Below are 24228 nucleotides of genomic sequence, written 5' to 3' on the forward strand. Positions count from 1 at the left end.
ACGCATCAACATACCGCCGTGGTTTTCGCCGATCGTTAAGCATGCCGCGTCTTGGTCCCGAGGCGATAGGGCGGCAAAAACGTCTTGGACACCATCGGAGCGTTGCCGCATTTTCCCGCTATCGCCGGGTCAAACGATGTCCGCCTTCGATTGTCTCACTGAAATTCCGGACGTGCTGCGAGCCGCGCTCGAACGCGCCGACGATGGCGTCGTCATCGTCGATGACGCCCATCGCATCACGCATTTCAACGCCGCCGCGGAGCGCATCTGGAAGCTGGCGCGCACCGACGTGCTCGGTCGCGATGCCGAAATTCTCACCCTCAAGGGCTTCCAGGCCGATCCGGTGACCGATCTCCGGGAAGAGATCAGTCTCGTGCGCCCTGACGGCAGCCGCATCAGGGCGGCTGTCGCGCTGTCTTCCGTGGCCATCGGCGGCGCCGATCATTACATCGTGTTTGCGCGCGACGTCACCATCGAAGCCGAGCGGCGCGTCAGGATTGGACTTCTCCACGCCGTCTCCGACCAGACCAACCGGGCGGTGATCATCAGCGACACCGAGCAGAACATCGTCTACGTCAATTCCGCCTTCACGACGCTGTTCGGCTACACCGACGCGGAGGCCGAGGGCCGCCGCGCAGGCGAGCTGATTGCCGGCCGGCACACCGATCGCAAGGCGATCGCGAAGCTCATCAAGCGCCTGATGCATGGCGGTCGCCGCGGCGAGGCCGAGGTGCTGGCCTACGACAAGGACGGCGAGGAGATCTGGGTCTGCGCCCGGATCGATGCCTTCCGCGACACGAAGGGCCGGGTCAGGCACATCTTCGCGCTGCTCGAGGACATCACCGAGACCAAGCAGCTGCGCTCGCTGCAGCAGCTCATCATGGGCGCGCTCGCCGACGAGGTGCCGATCGGCGAGATCGCCGACAGGCTGTGCCGTCGCGTCGAGGAGATCGCGCCCGACGTCGTCTGTTCGCTGCTCCATGTCGATGCCGCGGGCCTGATCCATCCGCTCGGCGGTCCCTCTCTGCCCGAGGACTATTCCCGCGCGCTGGACGGCGTGGCCATCGGCCCCAACGTCGGCTCCTGCGGCACCGCCGCCTTCTACGGCGAGCCGGTGCTGGCGACCGACCTGGAGACCGATCCGCGCTGGCAGCCCTACAAGGCCATGCCGCTCGCGATCGGGCTGCGCGCCTGCTGGTCGACCCCGGTCAAAGCCAAGGACGGCCGGGTCATCGCAACATTCGCCTTCTACTATCGAGAACCCCGCGCGCCCAGCAATTGGCACCGGCGCATCGTCGAGGCCTGCGTCAATCTCGGCGCCTTCGCGATCGAACGCAAGGAAGCGCGCGCCGAGATCGCGCGGCTCGCCTATCACGACATCCTCACCGGCCTGCCGAACCGCGCCCAGCTGCGGAACCTGATCACTACGGCGATCGATGCCTGCCCGACCGGCAGCCATGTCGCGCTGGCCTTCCTCGACGTCGATCATTTCAAGGACGTCAACGACACGCTCGGTCACGCCGCCGGCGACGAGCTCCTGATCCAGCTCGCCCAGCGCCTGCGCGAGCAGATCGGCCCCGAGGACATGCTGGGACGGCTCGGCGGTGACGAGTTCGTCATCCTGCTGCCGCAACGCAACGCCGAGGGCGCCGAGCGTGTCGCGGCCGGGATCACCGAAGCGCTGGCCGCACCCTTGAGGCTCGGATCGAAGCTGATGCCGATGTCGGCCAGCATCGGCATCAGCCTCTATCCCGATCACGCCACCGACATCGACACCCTGATGCAGCAGGCCGATGCCGCCATGTACATGGCCAAGCAGGCGGGACGCTCGACCCACCGCATCTTCAGCGCCGAGATGAACGGGCTCACCGAGCAGCGGCTGGCGCTGATCGCGGCGCTCCGCCGTGCCATCGCCGAAGGCGCGCTGACCCTCAGCTACCAGCCGCAGATCCGCAGCTGCGACGGCGCCATCCACGGCGTCGAGGCGCTGTCGCGCTGGCGTGATGCCGTGCTCGGCGACGTCTCGCCGGCGAAATTCATCCCACTCGCGGAGGAGTGCGGCCTGATCGAGCAGATCGGCCTGTGGTCGGTGCGCGAGGCCTGCCGGCAGATGGCGAGCTGGCGCCGCGCCGGGCTCAACATCCCTAGCGTGTCGGTCAACCTGTCGCCGATCAATTTCCGCAACGTCACGCTGGCCGCGCGGCTCAAGGACATCCTCGCCGAATACGATCTGCCGGCGGACGCCTTGATGCTGGAGATCACCGAAGGCGCCTTCATGCACGACAGCGTCGCGGCGCTGGAGACCATGAACGCGATCCGCGAGCTCGGCGTCGGGCTCTCGGTGGACGATTTCGGCACCGGCTATTCCAGCCTCAGCCGTCTTGCGCATCTGCCGATCCGCGAATTGAAGATCGACCGCAGTTTCATGCGCGACATCGAGCGTGACGCCGGCGCGCTCGCAATCGCCACCGCCGTGGTGCGCGTCGGCCAAGGCCTCGGCATGACCGTCGTCGCCGAAGGCGTCGAGACCGAAGGCCAGCGCAAAACGCTGGCCGAACTCGGCTGCGACGTCGTGCAGGGCTTCCTCTATGCCCCCGCGCTTCCTCCCGTCGCGTTCGAACGCTGGCTGATCGAGCACTGCGCCGAGCAGGCGAGGGCGATGCTGGGGCGGCTGGATATTGGGGCGGCGGGCAGCGATGCTGTGAGGCGGTCGGCTTAGGGGCAGGTTCGAAAATAGGGTGCGAACTCACTCATACCGTGAGTGCGCACCCCGGTTCGGCTCTAACCCGACGAGCGGTCAGTAGTCCCAGAAGGCTGGCACCCAGCGAAAGTGGTCGCCGTCGACCGCCACCCGGCCGATGGACGGGAACGGCATGTGAGTGGCGACGAGGAACTCTCCGTTCGCTGCCAGCTCCCGCAGAAGGCGGACCCGGACTCGGGCCGCCTCTTCGGGATCGTGCTCGAAGCCGTTGTACCAGTCGGGGTGGTCGAACCCAACAGTGAACACGGCGTCGCCGGCGAATGTCAGCCGATCGCCGCCGGATGCCAGGCGGACCACGCTGTGCCCGGGGGTGTGGCCGCCGGTGCGCGTGACCACCACTCCCGGCGCCACCTCGTGCTCGTCCTCGAAGGTGCGCAGCTGGTTGTGGTATTCCTTCGCGAACCGCTTGGCGGTCGCCCGAAGCGCGTCGGGGAATCCCGGCGGCATCGAGACGTGGGAGAAATCGGGCGCCTCCCAGAACTTGACCTCGGCAGCTGCCACGTGGATGCGCAGGTCCGGGCGCAGCCGGTCCCTCACCTCGTCGACGAGCAGCCCGCCAATGTGGTCCATGTGCATGTGCGTCAGCACCACGTCGGTCACGGACTCAAGATCGATACCGGCGGCTTCCAGTCGCTTGCTCAACTGGCCGGCCCGCGGTAAGTGCAGGTCCGGGTCGGATCCCAGTCCGGCGTCGACGAGGATGGTCTGGTCGCCGCTACGCACCACGACCACGTTCAGCGCCCAATCGAACGCATCCGGCGGCAGGAACATGTCCTTCAGCCACGCCGCGCGAACGGCCGGGTCGGCGTTGTGGGCCAGCATCGCGCCCGGCAGCGTCAGTACGCCGTCGCTGATTACCATCACGTCGATCTCGCCGATCTTCAGCGCGTAGCGCGAAGGAACCAGCTCTCGGGGCCCCGGCCCGCCGGGGCGTGTGGTGTTGTGCAGGTTCATGTTCGTCTCCTTAGTGTTACGGATCGTCTGGTTCATCTTGAAAGCTCCTTTTCTTCAGTCTGTAAGAGACCGCGCGTCTGCCGTGGGCAGTGCGGCCAATGCTGATGAGGTGTTCGGAGAATGGAGGCGCTCTGGGGCGACCAGATCCAACAAGCGGTCAGTAGTCCCACCAGGTCGGTACCCAACGAAACAGGTCGCCTGTGGCCGCGACCCGGCCGACCGACGGGAACGGCATGTGTGTGGCGACCAGCCACGCGCCCGTCTCCGCCAGCTCGCGCATGAGCCGGATCCTGACGCGGGTCGCTTCCTCGGGATCGTGCTCGAAGCCGTTGTGCCATTCGGGATGGTCGAACGAGACCGGGAATATGGCATCGCCCGCGAACATCAGCCGGTCGCCGCCGGACGCCAGGCGGACCACGCTATGCCCGGGTGTATGGCCGCCGGTACGACTGACGACCACGCCCGGCGCGACCTCGTGCTGCTGCTCGAAAATGCGCAGCTGGTTGCGGTATTCGTCCAGGAATTGCCTGGATGCTCGCCGAGCCAGGTCGGCAAGCGCCGGCGGCATGGCGGTGCGGGAGAAATCGGGCGCGCCCCAGAACTTGACCTCGGCCGCGGCCACGTGGATCCGCAGGTCCGGACGCAGCCGCTGCTTCACCCCGTCGACGAGCAGCCCGCCGACATGGTCGAAGTGCATGTGGGTCAGCACGACGTCGGTCACCGATCCAAGATCGATGCCGGCAGCATCGAGTCGCGAGCCCAGCTGCCCGGCGCGCGGAAAGTCCGGGTACTCCACACCAAGCCCGCTGTCGATGAGAATGGTCTGGTCGCCGCTGCGCACCACGACCTCGTTCAGCGCCCAATCGAACGCGTCTCGCGACAGGAACATGTCGTCCAGCCACGCTCCTCTTGCAGCGGGGTCGGCGTTGGTGGCCATCGACTCCGCGGGCGGCGTCAGCACGCCATCGCTGATCACCATCACGTCGATCTCGCCGACACGGAGCGCATAACGCGACGGAACCAGCTCGTCGGACCGCGCTCTGTCGAAATGTGTGGTGTCGTGCAGGTTCATGTTCGTCTCCTTCTGAGCGTGAGAGATCATCTGATTCATCTTTGAAGGCTCCTCTGTTCGCATTGTTTCATGCTGTGGATTGCTCATGGGCTGCAGCGGGGCCGCGCCCGCAGGGAGCGCGGCCCGTCATCGGGTTGGCGTTTAGAGATCAGTCACGCGTTCCGGATCGGCTGACGCGAGCGCCGCGGCGCGCTCGGCGCGTGGCGGGTAGATCCAGACCGTGTTGATCTCCCGCTTCGTCTTCTTGGCGACGTCGCCGACCATCTCGACATTGCGCTCCCAGCCGCGCGTGAACAGCGCGCCGGCTTCGCCGAGGTCGAGACAGGTGACGTAGGTTTTCTGGTGGTAAGGCCTTGTCGCGAGGCCGAGCAGCTCGGCCGCGGCATTGTTGCCGGCGAAGGCGCCCATCCGCGTCGCGTGCTGGCACGACATCAGTGCGTAATTGCCCTCGTCGTCGCAGGCTGCACGTGCCGCATCGCCGGCCGCGAAGACGCCCTGAACGCCTGTCACCTGCAGGCAGCGGTCGACAAGCAACCGGCCGAAACTGTCGCGCTCGGCGGGAATTTGCGTCGTCAACGGCGCCGCGCGAATGCCCGCCGCCCAGATCACGGTCTCGGTTTCGATGTGCTCACCACTCGACAGCGTGACGCCGGATTGATCGAGCGAGGCGACACCGGCGCCGATCCGTGTCTCTACGCCGACCTTGCGCAGAGCTTGCTCGATGACCGGGCGGGGGCCTGCGCCCATGTCGGGCGCGATCGCATCGTTGCGCTCGACGATGATGACGCGAGTCCTTGGGCCCGTGCCGAGGATTTCGCGAAGCCGCGCCGGCATTTCGGTGGCCGCCTCGATGCCGGTGAAGCCGCCGCCGGCGACGACGACCGTGTCGCGCCCGTTCGTGGCCGGTCGCTTGGCGAGACCATGCAGGTGCTTGTCGAGCGCGATCGCATCGTCCAGTGAATCGACGCTGAAGCCGTGCTCGGCAAGACCCGGAATGTTCGGACGGAACAGCCGGCTGCCGGTGGTCACGACGAGGCGGTCGTAAGAGAGCGTCTTCTTCGCGCCCTTCGCCGTGGCGATCTTCACCATGCAGGATCTGGTGTCGACCGTCTCGGCGCTGCCTTGCACATAGCTGACGTCGATGGCCTCGAGCACCTCAAGCAGGGGCGCCGTCAGGGTCTCCGGCTTCGATTCATAGAGCCGCGGGCGAACCACGAGCGTCGGTTCGGGGGCAACCAGCGCGATCTCGAGCTGGTCTGGCGAGACGCCTTGGATCTCACGCAGGCGAGCGGCGGAAAGGGCGGCGTACATGCCGGCAAAGCCGGCGCCGATGATGACTAGTCGCATGGGTCTACTCCTTGATCTCTGCGTTTCGAAAGTCCGTGCGCGAGCCGTCGCTGCTCCGCTCAAAGCAGCGTCCGGTGACGGCACGAAGAGGTGAAGTGAATCGCCGGTGTTAAGGCGCTACGCAGCGCGACAGCGGCGAACTCGATGGCCAGCCTTGGTGCAACCAACTTTGGCGTAGCCAACTTTGTCGAAAGACGACCGGCTGAGTCGTCCTCGGGCCCCAGTCCTGGTAGGGAAGACCGGAGCCATCCCGGATCATGATGGACACCAGCGGGTAGGTCGGATGCATGGCTTGCGCCGGAATCTCCACCTCTTCGCCCGTTGCCGACGTGAAGCGAACGGCCAGCGAGAGTCCGTACAAGGTTGCGGTTGCGAGGCCTCGGCGGCGCGACGCGATCACCCGCCGGCTGATGAAGTTTTTCCAGGTCATCTTCGATCTCCGTCGATTGGTCTGGGCATGGTGATGGTCTAGCGGATCGAATTTGCCGCTGCGCCAGAGCGATTGCCGTGGTTGCATCGCGATTGCTGTTAACGCTTATGCCTGCGCCAGTCGCTCGGCGTCTCGCCGGTCAGCTTCCTGAAGGCGGCTGCGAACGCCGTCTGCGACGAATAGCCCAGCGCCGCGGCGATCGAGACGACCGCTTCGTCGCTGTCGCGCAGCATGCTCATGGCCTGCTCGAGCCGGTGTTGGCGCAGCCAGGAGTGCGGGGAAAGGCCGGTGCTCTCCTTGAAGGCGCGGCAGAAGTGAAAGCGCGATAGTCCGGCATCGGAAGCCAGGGCATCGAGCGAGACGTCCGCATCGCTGTCCGAGCGCAACCGTTCGATCGCACGGAGCAGGATCTTCGGCGACAGCCCGCCCATGGTCGGCTGCAGCTTGGTGGGCGAACCTGTGTGCGCAACCAGCAGGCGCGTGGCGAGAAGATCTGTCAGTTGATGCCGGAACAGCGTATCCAGGGCTTCATTGCCTCCCAGCGCATCTGCCGCGCTCAGGAGTAGCCGGGACGTAATCGGGTCAGGATGCGCCGTCCGCTCCAGCAGGTCGTCCGTTCCCGTGATCTCGGCTTCGCGAGCAACGCGCTTCAACGTTGCATCCGGAAGATACAGTTGAACCACATCGACGGGCTTCGGAATGTCCCATCGGGAGCTCGATCCCTCCGGAATGATGATCAATACGCCGGGACGAAACGTACCGATCGCAATCGATTTTCCCGTCCGCCGCTCCATGCGTTGCATCATGCCGTTGTAGGCCATGATCACGTGGTGGCTCATGGGCTCGACGACATCGTGCAATGGATCATGTTTCCAATGGGCGATCCCGGCACCGGAGGACTCCAATGCCATGCGAAGTGGTTCGGTCCCGAGCACGCGCGCCATCTCCGCATCGGCGCGTCGCTCGGAACTCGAGCGATCGTCCGATTGTGGGCTCTGCGCGGGTGGCAAGCCCTTGTGCGAGGGATTGCGCATGAGTGTAGTGCTCCCGGTCATCGCGTGGCTCCTCCTGATCAGCTCAAGCTTTCGATCAGTGTCCGTATTTGTACGGGTCGGGGCGTGTTCTATGCGCGGCGAAGGCTCAGCGTATTTCCTGAAGCGGTTGTGCTTTGTCCGATCCTGCTCCAAGCCGGCGCGCGCTTTCACAAACGCACGATGGGCCGGTGATGCGCATGCCGAGGCATTGAACGGAGATTGCGCGAGAGGCACCCAAGCCCGTTGAGATTGCTCGTGAAAAGGGGTCTGAGGCAAGAAATGCGGCGGGCCGTCACACGGCTGTCGCCCCGAGCCGCTGGTCTGGACCGTCACTTGGCGATGTCGGATAATTGGGCCTGATTTGGCGGCGGCGCCGCGTTCCCAAATCTCCTCTCATATGAGTTCCACGCCCATGGCACAGGCAGCTGCCTTCGCGCAGAAGGTCGAACGGTTTCTGCATCTGAAAGATGCGCCGCCAACGCTGGTCACGCGTTCGCTGCGCAGCGCCGAGCTCGCCGTCACCGAGACCCGGGATGACCATCCCATGCCGCGTCTTTCCGATTCGATGCCCTCGGAGGACGCCTATCTCGTTGGCCTGAAATTCCGCGATTTCGCCGATTGCGAGTGCTGGGAGCGCGGCCGCTGCGTGATCAAGAGCGATATCCAAGCCGGCGCGACATACCTGTACGACCTGAAGCGCGATCCGCGCTACGTGATCGACAAGCCTTTCCATTCCCTGTTGTTCTATCTGCCCCGTTCGGTGCTGGACGACATGGCGAGGCAAGGCGGTGCGCCACGGATCGGCGAACTCGCCTATCAGCCCGGCGTCGGCCATGACGATACGACCATCCGCCATCTCGGCGCGTCGTTCCTGGCGGCGTTGCGCCAGCCTGATGAGGCCAACCAGCTCTTCATCGACCACATGATGCTCGCGCTCACCGCACATGTTGCGACGACCTACGGCGGATTGCGGAGCGCCGCCGAGCCGGCGCGCGGCGGCCTTGCCCCATGGCAGGTCAAGCGGGCTTGCGAAAGGCTTGAATCCGATCTCCGCGGAAAGCTTTCACTGGACAAGATCGCAGCCGAGTTCGATCTCTCCGTCAGTCATTTTTCGCGGGCATTTCGCCTCTCCACCGGTCTGCCGCCGCACCAATGGCTGCTGCGCCAGCGCGTGGACACGGCCAAGCAATTGATGACGGTGCGCGACCTGTCCCTGGCGGAGATTGCGATATCGGCCGGGTTCGCCAATCAGAGCCACTTCACCCGGGTGTTTTCCTCGGTGGTCGGCATCAGCCCGGGAATGTGGCGCCGCGAGGCGCAGGGCGCGCCGGAAAGCGAAACGTGATCCGGCCTCCAAAAGCCTGTCCGCTCGCTGTTCGGCTCAACGGCGCCTTGCCTGAGAGATGGTATAGGCGGCGCTGCGCGCCGCAAACATCTCGTCCGGCGGGTGGCCGATGCCTTCGGCAAGATTGGCCGGATTGAACGCGGACCCGTCGCACGTCTCGTTTGATTCTGTGCCCGTTATCACGATCGTTCCGAGGCGTACCGCTTCGCGCGCATCCTCGTCGGGCCAACGGGTGGTCACGTCCATGACGGGATCGCCGGGCCGGTCCAGCAGCGCCATCACGCTGAACCTGACATCGCGTGCCCCGATCCGGGCTTCGAGCTCGCCGCGCAGAAAGCCGGTGGACTCGGCTATGGCCGCGTCCTCGGGCGGCGTGCCTTCCTCGCCGACCGGCGCGACCTTGAATTTGATGAACCGTGCCTCGCCCTTCGCGTTCGTTGCGGGAAAGGCGTGCACGCCCCAATAGGTCGTGCACGCAAGGCTCGCGGGCGGCGGATGCACGGCAAGGTAGCTTGCCTGACGCAGCGTTTCGGGATTGGCGGCGGAGAATGCCGCGACCTGCGCCATGTCCTGCTTGCCGTCCGGCCCCGGCATGCGCGCCTGGAGGAACGCTAGCATCTGGTCGAGCGTTCTGGCGAAATGAACCGGGGCGCTCTGGGTGAAGATCTCGGAGCGCTGATCCCCACTGCCGAGCCGGAAGCTGAAGCCGCGCAGCGAGCACCTGTCAGTGTCCACCGCGTTTGGGGTGCAGCCGTCCGCCGAGAACCGCGCCAGCACCCGGGACGGCTTGGTGAAGCTGCGGGATCTGGTGATCTCCTCGACCTGATGCGACGGGGTGTAGGTGCCGCGAACACATTGGCCCCAGGAAAAGCTCGCGCGGGCCTTGGGCGGAAGCCCGGCAACCGCCTTCAGGGCATCGACAACAGACGTCGGCGTGGCAGCGCCGCTGGGGAACTGAGGCAGGACGAACCCCTGGGTTCGAACGGTGGCGCTCGTTTGTGGCGCAGGACTGATCGAGCTTCTTTCCCAAAGCGGGCGTGCCTTGTCCGATCCTGCGACAAATCTCGCGACTCGCTTGCTCGGGCCCGCCGCGCTCTATGAAGACGCCCCCTCGTCCGATGCCAGTCCCGTCCTCCGCCGCAAATCCGTGATCGCGCGCAGAAAGCTGTCCGCGGGCGTCGTCTCGGGATCGATCAGCCGGTGCAGGCGAAAGCCGTCTTCGAGCGCCAGCACGACGGAGGCCATCCAGGGCGGGTTCAGATTGTCGTTCCGTCCGTTGCTCTTCAACGTCGCCTCGACGATGTCGGCCACCAGCTTGCGCCGCGCGCGCAGGCGTTTGGCGAGCTCGGGGCGGCGCTTCTCGGCGCGGGCGACGAACAGGATCATCTCCATGTGCAGCAGCGGCGAGCGGGCGAGGGGATCCTGCCGCGTGCGGTCCATCGCCTTCAGCGCGGCGATGAAATCGTCGAGATTGTCGTGCTGGGCGAGGATGTCGAGGTTGCGCCGGATCGACTGCTCGACATGGTCCTCGAGCATGGCGATGATCAATTCGTCCTTGCTCTTGAAATTCGAATAGAACGCGCCGCGGGTGAAGCCCGCCGCCGCCGCGATCGCCTCGATGCTGGCGCCGCCGATGCCGTCCTCCTCGAACACGCGCGCGGCCGCCTCGAACAATTTGTCGCGCGTGTCGTCCCTGGTCGGCCTGGTTCTCAGCCTTGACATCGGAGGAGGTTAAGGCAGAATGCAACTCGATACAACAATGTATCGAGTTGATAAATTCAAGGGATGGTTGCGCCGGGCAGTGGGGCTGCGATCGGCGTATTCGTGTCATCGGCAACCGATTTGAGGTCACCATGAACGAGCACGTGCAAGGCGCCGGCGGCGCGCCGCTGTTCAACCCGCTCTCGCCGGACTTCATCCGCGATCCCTATCCGCACTATGAACGGCTGCGCACGATCGATCCGATCCACGTGACGCCGTTCGGCCAATTCGTCACCAGCCGCCACGCCGACGTCAGCCTGGTGATGCGCGACAAGCGCTTCGGCAAGGATTTCGTCGAGCGCACGACGCGCCGCTATGGCGAGAAGATCATGGACGAGCCGGTGTTCCGCAGCATGAGCCATTGGATGCTGCAGGCCGATCCGCCGGATCACACTCGCCTGCGCGGCCTCGTCGTAAAGGCCTTCACCGCGCGCCGGGTCGAGGACATGCGGCCGCGCATCCAGGCGATCGTCGACCAGGCCATCGATGCCGTGATCGATCGCGGCCACATGGACCTGATCGAGGATTTCGCCTTCCGCCTGCCCGTCACCATCATCTGCGAGATGCTCGGCATCCCCGAGGACCATCGCGAGGTCTTCTACAAGAGCTCGCGTGACGGCGGCCGGCTGCTCGACCCCGTGCCACTCACTGCCGAGGAGATCAAGAAGGGCAACGAGGGCAACCTGATGGCGCAGATGTATTTCCAGCAGCTGTTCGAGCTGCGCCGCAAAAATCCCGGGGACGATCTCACCACCCAGCTGGTGCAGGCCGAGGAGGACGGCAACAAGCTCACAAACGAGGAGCTGACCGCCAACATCATCCTGTTGTTCGGCGCCGGCCACGAGACCACGGTGAACCTGATCGGCAACGGCCTTTTGGCGCTCCACCGCAATCCGGACCAGCTTGCGCTGCTCAAGGCGCGCCCCGAGCTGATGGAAGGCGCGATCGAGGAATTTTTGCGCTACGATTCCTCGGTGCAGATGACCGGGCGCGTCGCGCTGGAGGAGATCGAGGATCTCGGCGGCAAGAGGATCCCCAAGGGCGAGACCGTGCTGTGCCTGCTCGGCTCGGCCAACCGCGATCCCGCGGTCTATCCTGACCGGCCAGACCGGCTCGATGTCACCCGCCAGAACGTGAAACCGCTGTCGTTCGGCGGCGGCATCCATTTCTGCCTGGGTGCCCAATTGGCGCGCATCGAGGCCGAGATCGCCATTGCCACGCTGCTGCGGCGGCTGCCCGATCTGCGCATCGACGACGTCGAAAACCCGGAATGGCGGCCGACCTTCGTGCTGCGTGGCCTCAAGCGGCTGCCGGCGAGCTGGTGAGGCGCGCCGGCATTAACCTCCGCGCGCAACAGTCGCTGTGACTTCGCCACACTTCCCCCTATATAAGGGGCTGTTCCGGCACGCCTGAAGTCCACTAAGGCCAGGGTTTGGTCCGGATGCCGGTTTGGCCGAGGGGAGACCCGTGCAGACGACACTGCTCGGATTGGCGATTGCCTTCATCATTGCGCTGCTGGCCGCGCTGATCGGGCCTTACTACGTCGACTGGAACCAGTTCAGGCCCCAGTTCGAGGCGGAGGCTGGCAAGATCATCGGCGTACCGGTGCGGGTCGCGGGCGAGCTCGACGCGCGGCTGCTGCCGGCGCCGACGCTGCGGCTGCGCCAGGTCACCTTCGGCGGCAACAACGATCTCGGCCGCCTGCGCGCCGACAAGCTCGACGTCGAGTTCAGCCTCAGCTCCCTGATGCGCGGCGAATGGCGCGCCACCGAGCTTTCGGTGGGTGGCATGGCGGTCGATCTCGGCCTCGATGCCCGGGGGCGGGTCGATTTGCCCTCCACCGCGAGCGGCACCTTCAATCTGGCGTCCCTCGCCATCGAGCGGCTGAATCTCACCGGCCGCATTGCGCTTCACGATGCCGCCAGCCGCTCGACGCTGGAGCTGAACGACATCGTCTTCTCCGGCGACGTCCGCTCGCTCGCGGGCTCGGTGCGCGGCGACGGCAGATTCACCGCCGCCGGGGTGCGCTATCCCTTTCGCGTCTCCTCCGGCCCGAGCGCCGACGGCAGCGCCACCCGTCTTCACCTCAACATCGATCCCGGCGAGCGCGCCATCCTCGCCGATCTCGAAGGCGTGCTCGCCTTCGACAACCGCCTGCCGAAATTCGACGGTGCGCTGACGCTGGCCGTGCCGGCGGTCAAGAAGGCGGGCGAGGCGGGTCCGACGCCGTGGAAGCTCACGACCAAGCTCAAGGCGGACCCGGCCGGCGCGAAGTTCGAGCAGATCGACGCGAACTTCGGCGCTGAAGACAATGCGCTGAAGCTCGGCGGCGTCGGCGACCTCAGATTCGGTGCCTCGCCGCTGCTGCGCGCGGTGCTGTCGGCGCGCCAGGTCGATGCCGACCGGCTCGCGGGCAAGGACGATGCCGAGCCGCTCCGCATTCTGCCGGCGCTGCGCGCGGGGCTGGCTGCCATTCCGCAGGCACCAATCCCGGCGCAGATCGAGTTCAACTCCGACCAGATCATGCTCGGCGGCCGCCCGCTGCAGAACATCACGGCCGAGCTGCAAACCGATGGAAGGTCCTGGACCTTCCAGAGGCTCGAGCTGCGCGCGCCCGGCACGACGCAGCTCTCGCTCAACGGCGCAACCCCGGGCGCCGACAGTTTCAGCGGCCGTCTCAGCGTCGAGTCTTCGGACCCCGACACGTTGGTGGCCTGGCTGCAGGGCCGCAGCGAGATCAACCGCCGCAGCACGCGGCCGCTGCGTCTTGCCGGCGACGTGACCATCGCCGCCAACCATCTCGCCATCGACAGGCTCAAGGCCGACATCGAAGGCGGCGCGGTCGAGGGCCGCATCGCCTTCGTGCAAACAGGCGCGAGCAAGGGTTCGCGGATCGACGCGGAGCTCAAGGCCGACCGGCTCGACCTCGATGCCGCCGCGAGCTTCGTGCGCGCGCTTGCGGGGCCGCAAGCCGAATGGCCGGAAGAGGCAAAGCTCTCGCTCGATATCGGCCGCGCGATCTCCGCCGGCCAGGAGCTGCGGCCGTTCGCGGCAAAGCTCGCTTTCGGCCCCGCATCGCTGTCGCTGGAGCAGCTGCGCTTCGGCCAGGCCAGCGGCGTGACCACGGAGGCGAGCGGCAGCTTCGACCGCACCAAGGCCGCCGGCAAGCTCGCGCTGAAATCCTCGGCCAATTCGCTGCGCGAGCTCACCGCGCTGATCGAGCCGTTTGCGCCCGCGGTGCGCGCCCGCTTCGATGCCATCCCGGCATTACCAGGCGCGACCCGCCTCAGGCTCGATCTCAGTCTCGACAGGAATGCCGAGCATGCCGATCGCAGCAACGCCCGCGCCGTGCTCGACCTCGACGCGCCGCAGCTCAAGGCGAGCGCGACGCTGGCCGCGCAGATGCCGGCGGCGGCCGTCAATGGCATCGATATCGACAAATTGCGCGACAGCGACTTCACGCTGGATTCGAAAGTGTCGACGCCGCAGGCCGGCGCGCTGCTGGCGCTGCTCGGGCTCGATCGCGTGGTGGCCGCAGGCGAGGGCGCTTCGCAATTCGAAGGCAAGCTGATAGGTAGCTGGCGGCGGCCGTTGCAATTGAACGCAAAGCTCAGCGGCGGCGGGCTCGAAGCCGATGCGCAGGGCAGCGTCGAATTGTCGGAGCCGAAAGCCAGCGTGAACCTGCGCGTGCGCAACGCCAATCTGGCACCGCTGTTCGGGACCAGCCCGGCCGACAAATCGATGCAGGCCGTCAGCCTGTCCTCCCGCGTCGGGCTCTCCGGCAGCCGCCTGACCTTCGACGATCTCGACGGCAATGCGGCCGGCTCGCATTTGCGCGGTCATCTGGCGGTGAGGCTCGATCAGGAGAGAAGCGTCGACGGCGAAGTCGGCCTCGATACGCTCGACCTGGCGCCGGCGCTCGCGATGGCGATCGGCGCCGCCGGGCATGAGTCCGGCGAGCCGCTGAGTGCGGGGGTGTTGGGCGGCTGGCGCGGCCGCATCGCCTTCCAGGCGTTGCGCGGGATGTTGCCCGGCGGCATCGAGCTGCGCCCGTTCGGCGGCACGATTCGAAGCGACGGCCAGTCGCTCGCGCTCGATGCGCTGAAGGGCGGCCTCAGTGGCGGCGAGATCTCGGCGAGCTTCGACGCACGCAATGGCGCGAATGGTCTTGCGCTCAACGCGCGCATCGATCTCAGCAATGTCGACGCGGCGGCGCTGCGCTATCGCGATCTCGCGCTGCCGAAGGGACGCGCCTCGGTGCAGATGGCGCTGACCAGCCAGGGCCGCAGCGTGGCGGCGCTCACCGGCGCGCTCGCCGGCAACGGCATGGTGACGCTGGACTCCGCGGAAATCGGCGGCCTCAATCCGCGCGCCTTCGAGATTGCGATCCGCGCCAGCGACGGCGGCCAGGTCGCCGACGACAACCGCCTGCGCCAGCTCGTCGAGCCCGCGCTTGCCGCCGCACCGATCGCGGTGGCCTCGGCGCAGATCCCGTTCACGATCCGCGACGGACGCTTGCGCGTCGGCGCGACGCCGCTGGAAGCGAAGAACGCCCGCGCCATCGTCTCCGGCGGCTACGACATCCCCGCCGACCAGGCCGACATCCGCGCCAGCCTGACGCCGATCATGACCGGCCTCTCCGGCGCCCCGCCGGAGATTCAGCTGTTTGCGGCGGGCCCTCCCGACAGGCTGAGCCGCACCATCGATCTTGCGCCGCTGTCGTCGTGGCTGGCGGTGCGCACGATCGACCGCGAGACGCGCCGGCTCGACGCCATCGAGCGCGGCGAGCCTCCGCCGGCGACCGCGGCGCTGCCGACGCTGGTGTCTCCGGATGCAGCGCCCGAGCAGGCGCCGGCCAATGTCCCGCTGCCGGGCCACGATCCGCGCCGCGCGCCGCCAAAGCCGAAAGCCGCACCGCTGCCGAAGGCTCCGCAAGCCGCGCCCGCAGCGCCAAGCCCTCCGCTGACAAGCCCGCCGCTTGCCAGCCAACAGCTCGCGCCCTTGCCTCCGCCGATCGACGTGAGGCCCGCCCCGGGTCCTGCGCCCGCCAGGCCCAAGCCAAAGCCGCCGCTGGTGCTGACGCCGCAGAATCCGTAGGGGCGGATTGGTTTGCGCGAATTGAGCCGCGGGCTCGCTTACCTCTCCCGCTTGCGGGAGAGGTCGCGCACCTTCTCCCGTGAACCTCTGGTAAACCCATTCGCTCGCATTTGAATGAATTTTGCCCGGCAAAACTGATTTGCCGATTTTACCGAATTCTCGCGTTTGATCTCTAGCGTCAGTTCTCAGAGGAATCCGGTGTCCCGCCACGAGCGGCGGGACGGCTCGCCAAAAGAACTGCCAAGAACTGGGGTTATCGAGATGAACGGGGCGAAAACGCTTCTACAGGATCTGGACGACGCGATCGCGCGCGGCACTGACGAAAGCCGGGCGAAGGCCTTGTGGCATGCGACCGATATTCTGATCACCGGCCGCTACAGCGACGACGAGATCAGCATGTTCGGCGAGGTCATCGGCCGGCTCGCCGACGAGATCGAGGTCGCTGCGCGCGCGCAGCTCTCGGAGCTGATGTCGGCGTGCGATCACGCTCCGCTCAACGTCATCGAAAAGCTGGCGCTCGACGATGAGATCGAGGTCGCCGGTCCCGTGCTGCGCGACTCCAATCGTCTCGACGAGAAGATGCTGGTGGAGAGCGCCATGACCAAGGGCCAGTCGCATCTGCTCGCGATCGCCCAGCGCAAATCGATCGGCGAGGCCGTCACCGACGTGCTGGTCAAGCGCGGCGATCAGGAGGTCGTGACCTCGGTGGCCAGGAACGAGGGCGCGCGCTTCTCCGGTTCGGGCCTGTTGCACATGGTCCGCCGCGCCGAGGGCGATTCGATCCTCGCCGAGCAGCTTGGCCTGCGCAAGGACGTGCCCCGCCACATCTTCCAGCAGCTGATCTCGAAGGCGTCGGAAGACGTCCGCCGCCGCCTCGAGACCGAGCGGCCCGAGATGATGGCGCAGATCCAGAGCTCGGTGACCGAGGTCACCGGCGATCTTCAGTCCAAGTTCGGCCCGTCCTCGCGCAGCTATTTCGTCGCCAAGCGCGTGGTGACGACGCAATATCGCCAGGGCAACCTCAACCAGGAATCGATCTCGAACTATGCGCGCCAGCATCGCTTCGACGAGGTGCAGATCGGCCTGTCGCTGCTGTCGGCGCTGCCGGTCGACGTGATCGAGCGCGCGATGATGGACCGCAACCGCGAGATGATTCTGGTGCTGTGCAAGGCGCTCGATTTCTCCTGGGACACGACCATGTCGCTGCTGTTCCTCGGCGCCAAGGATCATCTGATCACGGCGCGCGAGCTCCACGACAACGAGCGCGATTTCGGCCGGCTCAAGATCGAGACCTCGCGCAGCGTTCTGAAGTTCTACCAGTCGCGCAAGACCGCCGCTGATTCCGCCTCAGGCGGCCGTCAGCCCGAGCTTCAGGTCCACTGAACAGGTGCACTGAGCATCGTCCCGGAATTCGAAGGGGAGTATTTGCAATGTTGCCTCAATTCGGCACCGCGGTTCGCAAGAAGAACCTCGACAGCGCGGTCACCGCCGATCTCGGCGGTGGAGCGCCCGACAAGGCGTCGGTGGACGCGGCCTGGCTCGTGCTGGAAGCCGCCAACGACCTCGGCGACCACGCCGCGATCGACGCCTGCCGGCGTGTCATCGACGCCGAGCTGAACGGCACGGTGGCCGGAAGCTCGGACATCGATCTCGTGCTGGGGTATTTCCGGTAAGCTGCCTCCCACCCGTCATCACCTCTCTCGCTTCGCCGTGAGGCGTTGCCCCATCTTACAGGGTGATCAACGTCTTGATCGCGCGCCGTTCGTCCATGGCGCGGTATCCCTCGGCGACGTCGGACAGCGGCAGCTTGAGATCGAACACCTTGCCCGGCTTGATCTTGCCGGCGAGGACGCGGCCGATCAGGTCCGGCAGGAAGCGCCGGACGGGTGCCGGTCCGCCGAGCATGCGCCGCTGCGCGAAGAACATCGCCTGGCCGTCGAAGGTCACGCCGTGCGGCACGCCGACATAGCCGATCGATCCGCCGGGCCGCGAGCAGGCGATCGCCTGCGCCATCGATTCCTGCGTGCCGACGCACTCCAGAACGGAATCGGCGCCGACGCCGTCGGTGAGGTCCTTGATGCGGGCAATGCCCGCCTCGCCGCGCTCGGCCACGATGTCGGTGGCGCCGAATTCGACCGCGAGCTGCTGCCGCGTCTTGTGCCGGCTCATGGCGATGATCCGCTCGGCGCCCATCTCCTTGGCCGCCAGCACGCCCATCAGGCCGACGGCGCCGTCGCCGACTACGATCGCGGTCGATCCCTTGCGAACGTTGGCGGCATCGGCGGCATACCAGCCGGTGCCGAGCACGTCGGAGGTCGCGAGCAGGTCCGCGATGAGATCGGGCGACGGATGCTCAGCGGTTGCGACCAGGGTGCCGTCGGCCAGCGGAACGCGCGCGTAGGGGGCTTGCGCGCCCGACATGAATTCGCGCTGGACGCAGGAGGAATGGAAGCCGAAGCGGCAATGCGGGCAGGTGTTGTCGGAGATGCAGAACGAGCCGACGACGAACTGCCCGGGTCGCACCGTCTTCACCTCGCTGCCGACCTCCACGACCACGCCGCAATATTCGTGGCCCATGTGCTGCGCACGACCGTCGATCGGCTGCAGGCCGCGATAGGGCCAGAGGTCGGACCCGCAGATGCAGGTTGCCGACAGCTTGATGATGGCGTCGGTGGGCTTGAGGATCCTGGGATCGTCGACCTCTTCGCAGCGGATGTCGCCGGGACCATACATGAGTGTTGCCAGCATGGCTGAACCTTTCGGGTTTGATCGTCAGGGGATAAGCTCGAGCCGCAGCGGATATTTTCCGCGCGTGAGCAGGGGCTGAGCGCCGCCGTCGAGATGGCCGAGACGGATCAAGCCCTTCGAGTAGCGATAGCTGCCGTGGAAGAAAGCGAGATTGCCCCAGGGCGCGAAGTAGCAGAGATCGCCCGGCGCCTCGTCAGCGAACGGGACGCTGTCGAGCTCCGTCAGCTTGCGCGGCAGATAGGCGATCTTCTCGTTGGTCGAATAGTCCTCAATGGCGAGGTCGAGCGGCAACAGAGCGACGAGGTCCCGCGCCGACGGGTTGTCCAGAAGGGTTGCCGTAAAACTGTGGCGCTCGAAGGCGCATCGCATCTGCATGTTCGCAGCTCCCCTCCGCCCGGAGGCGTTCGTCACGGTGAGGCCGGCGACGGAGCCGGGCACCGCGGCGATGGCCACGATGCCGCCGACAACGGTCCGGCGCGCGAAGCAATGTCTGGACATGATACATGCGCCTGTGGTCGGGGTCGGACGGCACGCGAGCCGCAGCCGCCCCCGCCATTGAACATAACGCCCGGCACGCGATCCGATTAGATGGATTAATCCGCTTGCGTTGATCGATGGGAGGCATAAATGGGAACTCTCAGCGGTGGAAAGCGATGGCCAGGCAGGATTTCAACGACCTTCTTTCCTTCCTCACGATCGCCAAGGAGCTCAGCTTCACCAAGGCGGCAGCCAAGCTCGGCATTGCCCAGTCGACACTGAGCTACACCATCAAGCGTCTCGAAGAGCAGATGGGTATCCGGCTCTTGACGCGGACCACCCGCAGCGTCGGTCTGACAGAGGCCGGCGAGCGGCTGCGGCAATCGATGGCACCGCGCATCGCGGAGATCGAGGCCGACATCGCCGACCTCATGGCGTTCCGCGACAAGCCGTCCGGGCGGATCAGGATGACGATCTCGAACCATGCATTCGAGAGCGTGGTGTGGCCGAAGCTGGAGCCGGTCCTGAAGAACTATCCGGACATCAAGCTCGAAGTCAGCCTCGACAGCGGATTTCGCAACATCGTCGAGGAGGGTTTCGATGCCGGCGTCCGTCTCGGCGAGAGCGTCGAAAAGGACATGGTCGCGGTGCGGATCGGGCCGGATTGGCGCCTGGTGGCCGTGGCTTCACCCGGCTACTTCGCCGAGCACCGCGCGCCCAAGCATCCCCACGAGCTCGTAGGGCACAGTTGCATCAATCTGCGACTGGAACGGGCGGGCGGGCTTTACGCCTGGGAATTCGCCAAGCGCGGCCAGGAGCTTCGCGTCCGGGTCGACGGGCAATTGACGTTCAACAGCTCCTACACCCAGGTCGAAGCGGCCCTGAGAGGATACGGCATCGCCTATGTGCCGGAGAACATCGTGAAGGCGCACATCGCCTCGGGCGACCTCGCGTTGGTGCTGGACGACTGGTCTCCGACGTTCGACGGCTACCACATCTACTATCCGAGCCGGCGCCAGAACTCGCCCGCCTTCAAGGTCATCGTCGACGCACTGCGTCATCGCGGGAAGTGACGGCGGCCGGCGATGCGGTTCGGTGCCGTCCCGTTCGTTCGAAGTCAGTACGAACCCGAGCGCTTTGATCCTGCATCGAGCCGTAGATTTGACCTCGCCGCGCTCAGCGCCGCAGACAGCTCGTCGATGTGGTAGGGCTTCGCCAGGATCTGGATGCCCGCCGCCTGCGCCTCATGGACGGAGGCTTCGGCGTAGCCGCTGGTCAGCAAAACCGGTATGTCGTTGCGACGCCGTTTGATCTCGTGTGCGAGCTCAACCCCATTCATGCCGCCCGGCATCATGACGTCCGAAAAGATCACATCGACGGAGCGACCATCGGCCAAGGCGCCGAGAGCCGCGGCAGCGCTGGCGGCGCGTGTGACTTCGTAACCGAGCTGGCCGAGCATCTCGGCGACCAGTGCGGCCACCTCGTCGTCGTCTTCGACCAGCAGGATTCGGCCCTGGTTGCTTTTCTTCGGTCGCACCCTGGTGAGGTCGATGAGGTGCCGCTCGCTCGAAGGGACATCGAACGATCGCGGCAGGTACAGTTCGATGCTGGTGCCCCGGCCGGCCTCCGATTGAATGCGGACCGTGCCCCGAGACTGCGTCGCAAATCCATGGACCTGCGCGAGCCCAAGTCCCGAGCCCTTGCCGACGTCCTTGGTCGTGAAGAAGGGCTCGAAGACCCGCGACAGGATCTCCGGAGCCATGCCGACACCTGTGTCGATCACGGACAGCCGGACATAGTCGCCGGCGATCTCCGCGTCGTTCAGCTCGGGCAGGTTTTCGCCGCGGACGAGGATCGTGCCGCCGTTCGGCATGGCGTCGCGGGCATTGACGGCCAGGTTGAGGATCACCAGCTCGAGCTCGCCGGGATCGACCTCCACCGGCCACAGCGAATCCGGAAATTCGAACTCGACATGGACGTCGCCTCTCAGGCTTCGATCGAGCAGCTCGCGCATGCCGCCGATCTGCGCGGCGACGTCGACGGGTTCGGGGCGCAGCTTCTGCCGGCGCGAAAACGCCAGAAGCTGCTTGGTCAGGCTGGCCCCGCGCTGCGCCGCCTGGATCATCCCGTCCATCAAGCGGCGACGGCGGTTGGGGTCCGTCTGGCGGTCGAGCATGTCGAGGCCGCCGGAAATCACCATCAGCAGGTTGTTGAAGTCGTGAGCTACGCCGCCGGTGAGCTGGCCGATGGCTTCGATCTTCTGAGCCTGGCGAAGCGTCTCCTCGACGCGAGCGCGCTCGTTCATTTCGAGACGCAGTTGCTCGTTGGCTTCCTCCAATTCGCGCGTCCGCTCGACCACCAGCTTCTCGAGCTCCTGCGCGGTCTGCTCGCGGGCCTCGAGCAGAGCCCGGATTTCATATTGGCGCCGGCGTGCCCGGATCGCCGACTGGATGGCGCTGGTCAGCGTGATCGGCTGAACCGGCCGTTCGAGCAGCGAAACGTTACGGAGAAGCTCGACGATACTGCGGCGCCACGCGACGACCGCCGGCTGTTCGCGATGGCTGGTGAGAACGACAAAAGGGAGGTCGGACCACGGGGGTTGGCGCTCGATCCATTGTGCCAGCGGCGCCGTGTCTCTCCCGAACAATCCTTCCTCGGCCAGGAAGACCGCGCCCACGCCTTCGGTCATCGCACTGACGAGCGCGGACAGATCGCGGCAGTTGACCGCCTCCAGGCTCGCGCCGCGAAAGAGTTCGGTCGATGCCGGCCCGTCGCGGCCGATCGGGGCGAATACGAGAACGCGGTGATCCGGGTCGAGGCTCATTCGAATGGCTCTTCCGGCAATGCCCTGCCGGTATAATGCGGATTGCCGGAAAAGATGCCGCTGAACTCCTGCAGTGGCGGGCCGAGCCTGATCCCGCTGCTGCCGAGCCGGAACTCGCGAATTGTATGCTCGTGATTGCCGCTACGCTTCTTGACGACGGACAAGGCGCGCCGCACCGTTCCACCGAATTCGAAATAGCGCAGCATCAGCACTGCATCGCTCAAATAGCTGATGTCGAGCGGCGTATCCATGGGACCTACAAGCCCATGCTGAGCGAGGATCAGGATGGTGAGCACGCCCTGCTGTGCCAGGTAGCTCAGGAGTTCATGCATCTGCAGGATGAGAAAACGTTCATCCGGCATCGCGTTCAGGTAGCCGTTCAGGCTGTCGATGACGACAAGGCGGGCGTTGTCGGCCTCGACGCTTCGGCGGAGCGTCGCCGCGAACTCACCGGGCGACAGTTCGGCCGGATCGATCTGTTGAAACCGGATTTTCCCCGAGGCGAGATGTTTCTCCAGAGGCAAGCCAAGTGTCCGTGCACGTGCTTCGACCGTTCCACGGCCTTCATCGAAGGCGAAGAATACGGCGTGCTCGCCACGTTCGGCCGCCGCGATGGCATAGGTCAGTGCGACCGACGACTTGCCCGCACCGGCAGAGCCGAGCAGAAGCGCGTTGGTGCCGCGTTCGAGTCCGCCTCCCAGGAGCTGATCGAGCTCGGCGTTGCCGCTGGAGATGGGCTCACCGGCGAAGGGCTTGTGATGTTCGGCCGCGACGAGCCGGGGGAAGATCCGCAACCCGCCTTCCGAAATTGTAAAATCGTGGTAACCGCCGCGAAACCGGATGCCCCGCATCTTGATCACGCGAAGACGGCGCCGCTCGGCCCCGTAGTCGATGGCGATCTGTTCGAGCATCACCACGCCGTGCGCAATCGAATGCAATTGCAGGTCGTCCTGAGAGGACGAGAGATCGTCGAGGAGAACGACGGTGCAGTTGCGATTGGTGAAGAAGTGCTTCAGGGCCAGAACCTGACGCCTGTAGCGGAGCGGGTTCTGGGCAAGCAGGCGCAGTTCGGACAGGCTGTCGAGCACCACGCGGGTGGGATCAATTCGTTCGACCTCCCTGAAGATCAAATTGGTGGTTTCGCTCAGCTCCATTTCGGCGGGATGGAAGACCGTGAGCTCGCGCTCGGGGTCGAGCGTCGTCTCCGGTGGCACCAGCTCGAAGATGTCGACCCCGTCCAGCGACCAGCCATGCCGACGCGCGACGACACTCAGCTCCCTCTTGGTTTCGGACAGGGAGATATAGAGCACGCGTTCGCCATCACGCACACCTCTCAGAAGGAATTGCAGCGCGATCGTGGTCTTGCCGGTGCCAGGCCGTCCTTCGTAAAGATACATCCGATTGGCGTCCAAGCCGCCGCCCAGGATGTCATCCAGGCCGTCGCTGCCGGTCGAAACTCTCGGCGAATCCTTAAGGTCGCTGTCTGGAGCAGCCCTCGACGGACCGGTCATTGAACCCCCTCGCGCATGTTTTCCGGAAGCTGATTTTGCCCGAGCGCCCAGAGGCTGGCAGCCGGGGTTGGACCGAACAGGTCCTTCCAAGGAACTCTTCAGACAGGAACGAGTTCCCGCAAAGAGGTTACCGGGCGATCGGTGCCCCGGCTTGAGTTATCGATGCAAGAAGCAAGTTGCGGGTCGGAGCGTCCAAGGGACCGGCCGCAATAGACTGTGCCGATAGCTCGGTGCTGTCGGTTCAAAACTGAACACAAGCTCCTGTGCTCGCCGCAGGTGGATCCGGTCGCAGGCGGTCATCGCCTTGCGCGGTAGATCACCACGTCCTCGCCGTGACGGTTCGTGCCCCGCTCGAGCCGGTAATTCGATTTCTCCAGCACGCGGCGCGATGCGCCGTTTGCGACATAGACGATGCCGATGAGAGACGGCAGCTCGAGTTGTGACAGCCCGATCTCAGTCAGCGCGGTCGCGGTCTCGCTGGCAAATCCCCGGCCCCAGAGACTGGGGGTGAACGCGTAGGCGATCTCGATCTCGTCCACGTCATCCACCAGGATGTGCCGGATGCCGGCCCGCCCGGCAAATGCGCCGTCTTTCGTGCGCAGTGTCCACAGGCCGAAACCGTATTGATCCCAGTGCGCCATGTTGACGGCGAGATACTTCTCCGTTGCCTCCGCCGAACGCACGCCGCCGATATAACGCGACGCTTCGGGATCCAGATGGAGCGCGACGAGGTCGGCGAGGTGACTTTCGTTCAGCCTCTCCGCGGTCAGGTTATCGGTACTGAAGCGATCCATGGAAGCAGGGTGTCGCCCGGAGCTGATCGCGATCTGGATGTTGTCGAGGCCGATGATGCCATCGTGCCGCTGT

General features: G+C 65.7%; 19 protein-coding genes. 7 read left to right on the forward strand and 12 right to left on the reverse strand.

Features of this window, described 5'->3' with window-relative positions; all coding sequences use genetic code 11:
* Window positions 1-136: 136 nt before the first annotated feature.
* Window positions 137-2719 (forward strand): EAL domain-containing protein, encoded by a 2583-nt coding sequence (locus AABA86_RS06505; protein ID WP_338306231.1) that lies wholly within the window; start codon window positions 137-139, stop codon window positions 2717-2719.
* 78 nt (window positions 2720-2797) lie between these two features.
* Here the strand turns inward: AABA86_RS06505 and AABA86_RS06510 are convergent, their stop codons facing one another.
* The 5 genes from AABA86_RS06510 to AABA86_RS06530 all read right to left on the reverse strand — a co-directional run bounded on the left by AABA86_RS06510 (window position 2798) and on the right by AABA86_RS06530 (window position 7598).
* Window positions 2798-3751, reverse strand: coding sequence for an MBL fold metallo-hydrolase (locus AABA86_RS06510; protein WP_338306232.1), 954 nt, complete (start codon window positions 3749-3751; stop codon window positions 2798-2800).
* Window positions 3752-3872: 121 nt separating this feature from the next.
* A complete protein-coding gene (locus tag AABA86_RS06515; protein WP_338306233.1) occupies window positions 3873-4826 on the reverse strand; it encodes an MBL fold metallo-hydrolase in 954 nt (317 codons plus the stop codon).
* 102 nt (window positions 4827-4928) lie between these two features.
* A complete protein-coding gene (locus AABA86_RS06520; RefSeq protein ID WP_338306234.1) occupies window positions 4929-6134 on the reverse strand; it encodes an NAD(P)/FAD-dependent oxidoreductase in 1206 nt (401 codons plus the stop codon).
* Between the two features lie 109 nt (window positions 6135-6243).
* Window positions 6244-6564, reverse strand: a complete 321-nt coding sequence (locus tag AABA86_RS06525; RefSeq protein ID WP_212249875.1) for a hypothetical protein — start codon at window positions 6562-6564, stop codon at window positions 6244-6246.
* A 98-nt stretch (window positions 6565-6662) separates the two neighbouring features.
* Complete coding sequence (locus tag AABA86_RS06530) at window positions 6663-7598, reverse strand: helix-turn-helix transcriptional regulator (protein ID WP_246550551.1); 936 nt, start codon at window positions 7596-7598, stop codon at window positions 6663-6665.
* A gap of 412 nt (window positions 7599-8010) precedes the next feature.
* Here AABA86_RS06530 and AABA86_RS06535 point away from each other — a divergent pair, with 412 nt between their 5' ends.
* A complete protein-coding gene (locus tag AABA86_RS06535) occupies window positions 8011-8943 on the forward strand; it encodes a helix-turn-helix domain-containing protein (protein WP_338306283.1) in 933 nt (310 codons plus the stop codon).
* Between the two features lie 36 nt (window positions 8944-8979).
* Here the strand turns inward: AABA86_RS06535 and AABA86_RS06540 are convergent, their stop codons facing one another.
* Window positions 8980-9906, reverse strand: a complete 927-nt coding sequence (locus tag AABA86_RS06540; protein ID WP_338306284.1) for a catalase — start codon at window positions 9904-9906, stop codon at window positions 8980-8982.
* 132 nt (window positions 9907-10038) lie between these two features.
* Complete coding sequence (locus AABA86_RS06545) at window positions 10039-10665, reverse strand: TetR/AcrR family transcriptional regulator (protein WP_212249874.1); 627 nt, start codon at window positions 10663-10665, stop codon at window positions 10039-10041.
* Window positions 10666-10796: 131 nt separating this feature from the next.
* Between AABA86_RS06545 and AABA86_RS06550 the strand changes: the two genes are divergently transcribed.
* From AABA86_RS06550 to AABA86_RS06565, 4 genes are all read left to right on the forward strand, one after another.
* Window positions 10797-12029 (forward strand): cytochrome P450, encoded by a 1233-nt coding sequence (locus AABA86_RS06550; RefSeq protein WP_212249873.1) that lies wholly within the window; start codon window positions 10797-10799, stop codon window positions 12027-12029.
* A 142-nt stretch (window positions 12030-12171) separates the two neighbouring features.
* Window positions 12172-15801 carry an AsmA family protein gene (locus AABA86_RS06555; RefSeq protein ID WP_338306235.1) on the forward strand — a complete coding sequence of 1210 codons (3630 nt, stop codon included), beginning with the start codon at window positions 12172-12174 and terminating at the stop codon, window positions 15799-15801.
* Window positions 15802-16062: 261 nt separating this feature from the next.
* A complete protein-coding gene (locus AABA86_RS06560; protein WP_212249871.1) occupies window positions 16063-17184 on the forward strand; it encodes a DUF2336 domain-containing protein in 1122 nt (373 codons plus the stop codon).
* 47 nt (window positions 17185-17231) lie between these two features.
* Complete coding sequence (locus AABA86_RS06565) at window positions 17232-17474, forward strand: hypothetical protein (RefSeq protein WP_338306236.1); 243 nt, start codon at window positions 17232-17234, stop codon at window positions 17472-17474.
* A 55-nt stretch (window positions 17475-17529) separates the two neighbouring features.
* On the opposite strand, the gene AABA86_RS06570 is transcribed toward AABA86_RS06565, so the two are convergent.
* Together AABA86_RS06570 and AABA86_RS06575 are read right to left on the reverse strand one after the other, a co-directional pair.
* The gene (locus AABA86_RS06570; RefSeq protein ID WP_338306237.1) at window positions 17530-18549 is read right to left on the reverse strand and encodes a zinc-dependent alcohol dehydrogenase family protein; all 1020 of its coding nucleotides are present in this window, start codon (window positions 18547-18549) and stop codon (window positions 17530-17532) included.
* A 24-nt stretch (window positions 18550-18573) separates the two neighbouring features.
* The gene (locus AABA86_RS06575; RefSeq protein WP_338306238.1) at window positions 18574-19047 is read right to left on the reverse strand and encodes a cyclophilin-like fold protein; all 474 of its coding nucleotides are present in this window, start codon (window positions 19045-19047) and stop codon (window positions 18574-18576) included.
* A 155-nt stretch (window positions 19048-19202) separates the two neighbouring features.
* On the opposite strand from AABA86_RS06575, the gene AABA86_RS06580 reads away from it, so the two are divergent.
* Window positions 19203-20099 carry a LysR family transcriptional regulator gene (locus AABA86_RS06580; RefSeq protein WP_212249866.1) on the forward strand — a complete coding sequence of 299 codons (897 nt, stop codon included), beginning with the start codon at window positions 19203-19205 and terminating at the stop codon, window positions 20097-20099.
* A gap of 44 nt (window positions 20100-20143) precedes the next feature.
* Here AABA86_RS06580 and AABA86_RS06585 read toward each other — a convergent pair whose 3' ends face one another.
* The 3 genes from AABA86_RS06585 to AABA86_RS06595 all read right to left on the reverse strand — a co-directional run bounded on the left by AABA86_RS06585 (window position 20144) and on the right by AABA86_RS06595 (window position 24155).
* Window positions 20144-21850, reverse strand: a complete 1707-nt coding sequence (locus AABA86_RS06585) for an ATP-binding protein (protein ID WP_212249864.1) — start codon at window positions 21848-21850, stop codon at window positions 20144-20146.
* Complete coding sequence (locus AABA86_RS06590; RefSeq protein ID WP_338306239.1) at window positions 21847-23361, reverse strand: ATPase domain-containing protein; 1515 nt, start codon at window positions 23359-23361, stop codon at window positions 21847-21849. Before AABA86_RS06590 ends, AABA86_RS06585 begins: the two co-directional genes overlap by 4 nt.
* 296 nt (window positions 23362-23657) lie before the next feature.
* Window positions 23658-24155 (reverse strand): GNAT family N-acetyltransferase, encoded by a 498-nt coding sequence (locus AABA86_RS06595; protein WP_338306285.1) that lies wholly within the window; start codon window positions 24153-24155, stop codon window positions 23658-23660.
* Between the last annotated feature and the right edge of the window lie 73 nt (window positions 24156-24228).

The sequence above is a fragment of the Bradyrhizobium sp. TM233 genome, from assembly GCF_036247965.1.
GTDB classification, from domain to species: domain Bacteria; phylum Pseudomonadota; class Alphaproteobacteria; order Rhizobiales; family Xanthobacteraceae; genus Bradyrhizobium; species Bradyrhizobium ottawaense.

Bases quoted from the DNA above. Each gene is read 5' to 3' on its own strand.
- AABA86_RS06505 (WP_338306231.1), top strand. From the start codon at position 137: ATGTCCGCCTTCGATTGTCTCACTGAAATTCCGGACGTGCTGCGAGCC.
- AABA86_RS06510 (WP_338306232.1), bottom strand. From the start codon at position 3,751: ATGAACCAGACGATCCGTAACACTAAGGAGACGAACATGAACCTGCAC.
- AABA86_RS06515 (WP_338306233.1), bottom strand. From the start codon at position 4,826: ATGAATCAGATGATCTCTCACGCTCAGAAGGAGACGAACATGAACCTG.
- AABA86_RS06520 (WP_338306234.1), bottom strand. From the start codon at position 6,134: ATGCGACTAGTCATCATCGGCGCCGGCTTTGCCGGCATGTACGCCGCC.
- AABA86_RS06525 (WP_212249875.1), bottom strand. From the start codon at position 6,564: ATGACCTGGAAAAACTTCATCAGCCGGCGGGTGATCGCGTCGCGCCGC.
- AABA86_RS06530 (WP_246550551.1), bottom strand. From the start codon at position 7,598: ATGCGCAATCCCTCGCACAAGGGCTTGCCACCCGCGCAGAGCCCACAA.
- AABA86_RS06535 (WP_338306283.1), top strand. From the start codon at position 8,011: ATGGCACAGGCAGCTGCCTTCGCGCAGAAGGTCGAACGGTTTCTGCAT.
- AABA86_RS06545 (WP_212249874.1), bottom strand. From the start codon at position 10,665: ATGTCAAGGCTGAGAACCAGGCCGACCAGGGACGACACGCGCGACAAA.
- AABA86_RS06550 (WP_212249873.1), top strand. From the start codon at position 10,797: ATGAACGAGCACGTGCAAGGCGCCGGCGGCGCGCCGCTGTTCAACCCG.
- AABA86_RS06560 (WP_212249871.1), top strand. From the start codon at position 16,063: ATGAACGGGGCGAAAACGCTTCTACAGGATCTGGACGACGCGATCGCG.
- AABA86_RS06565 (WP_338306236.1), top strand. From the start codon at position 17,232: ATGTTGCCTCAATTCGGCACCGCGGTTCGCAAGAAGAACCTCGACAGC.
- AABA86_RS06570 (WP_338306237.1), bottom strand. From the start codon at position 18,549: ATGCTGGCAACACTCATGTATGGTCCCGGCGACATCCGCTGCGAAGAG.
- AABA86_RS06575 (WP_338306238.1), bottom strand. From the start codon at position 19,047: ATGTCCAGACATTGCTTCGCGCGCCGGACCGTTGTCGGCGGCATCGTG.
- AABA86_RS06580 (WP_212249866.1), top strand. From the start codon at position 19,203: ATGGCCAGGCAGGATTTCAACGACCTTCTTTCCTTCCTCACGATCGCC.
- AABA86_RS06585 (WP_212249864.1), bottom strand. From the start codon at position 21,850: ATGAGCCTCGACCCGGATCACCGCGTTCTCGTATTCGCCCCGATCGGC.
- AABA86_RS06590 (WP_338306239.1), bottom strand. From the start codon at position 23,361: ATGACCGGTCCGTCGAGGGCTGCTCCAGACAGCGACCTTAAGGATTCG.
- AABA86_RS06595 (WP_338306285.1), bottom strand. From the start codon at position 24,155: ATGGATCGCTTCAGTACCGATAACCTGACCGCGGAGAGGCTGAACGAA.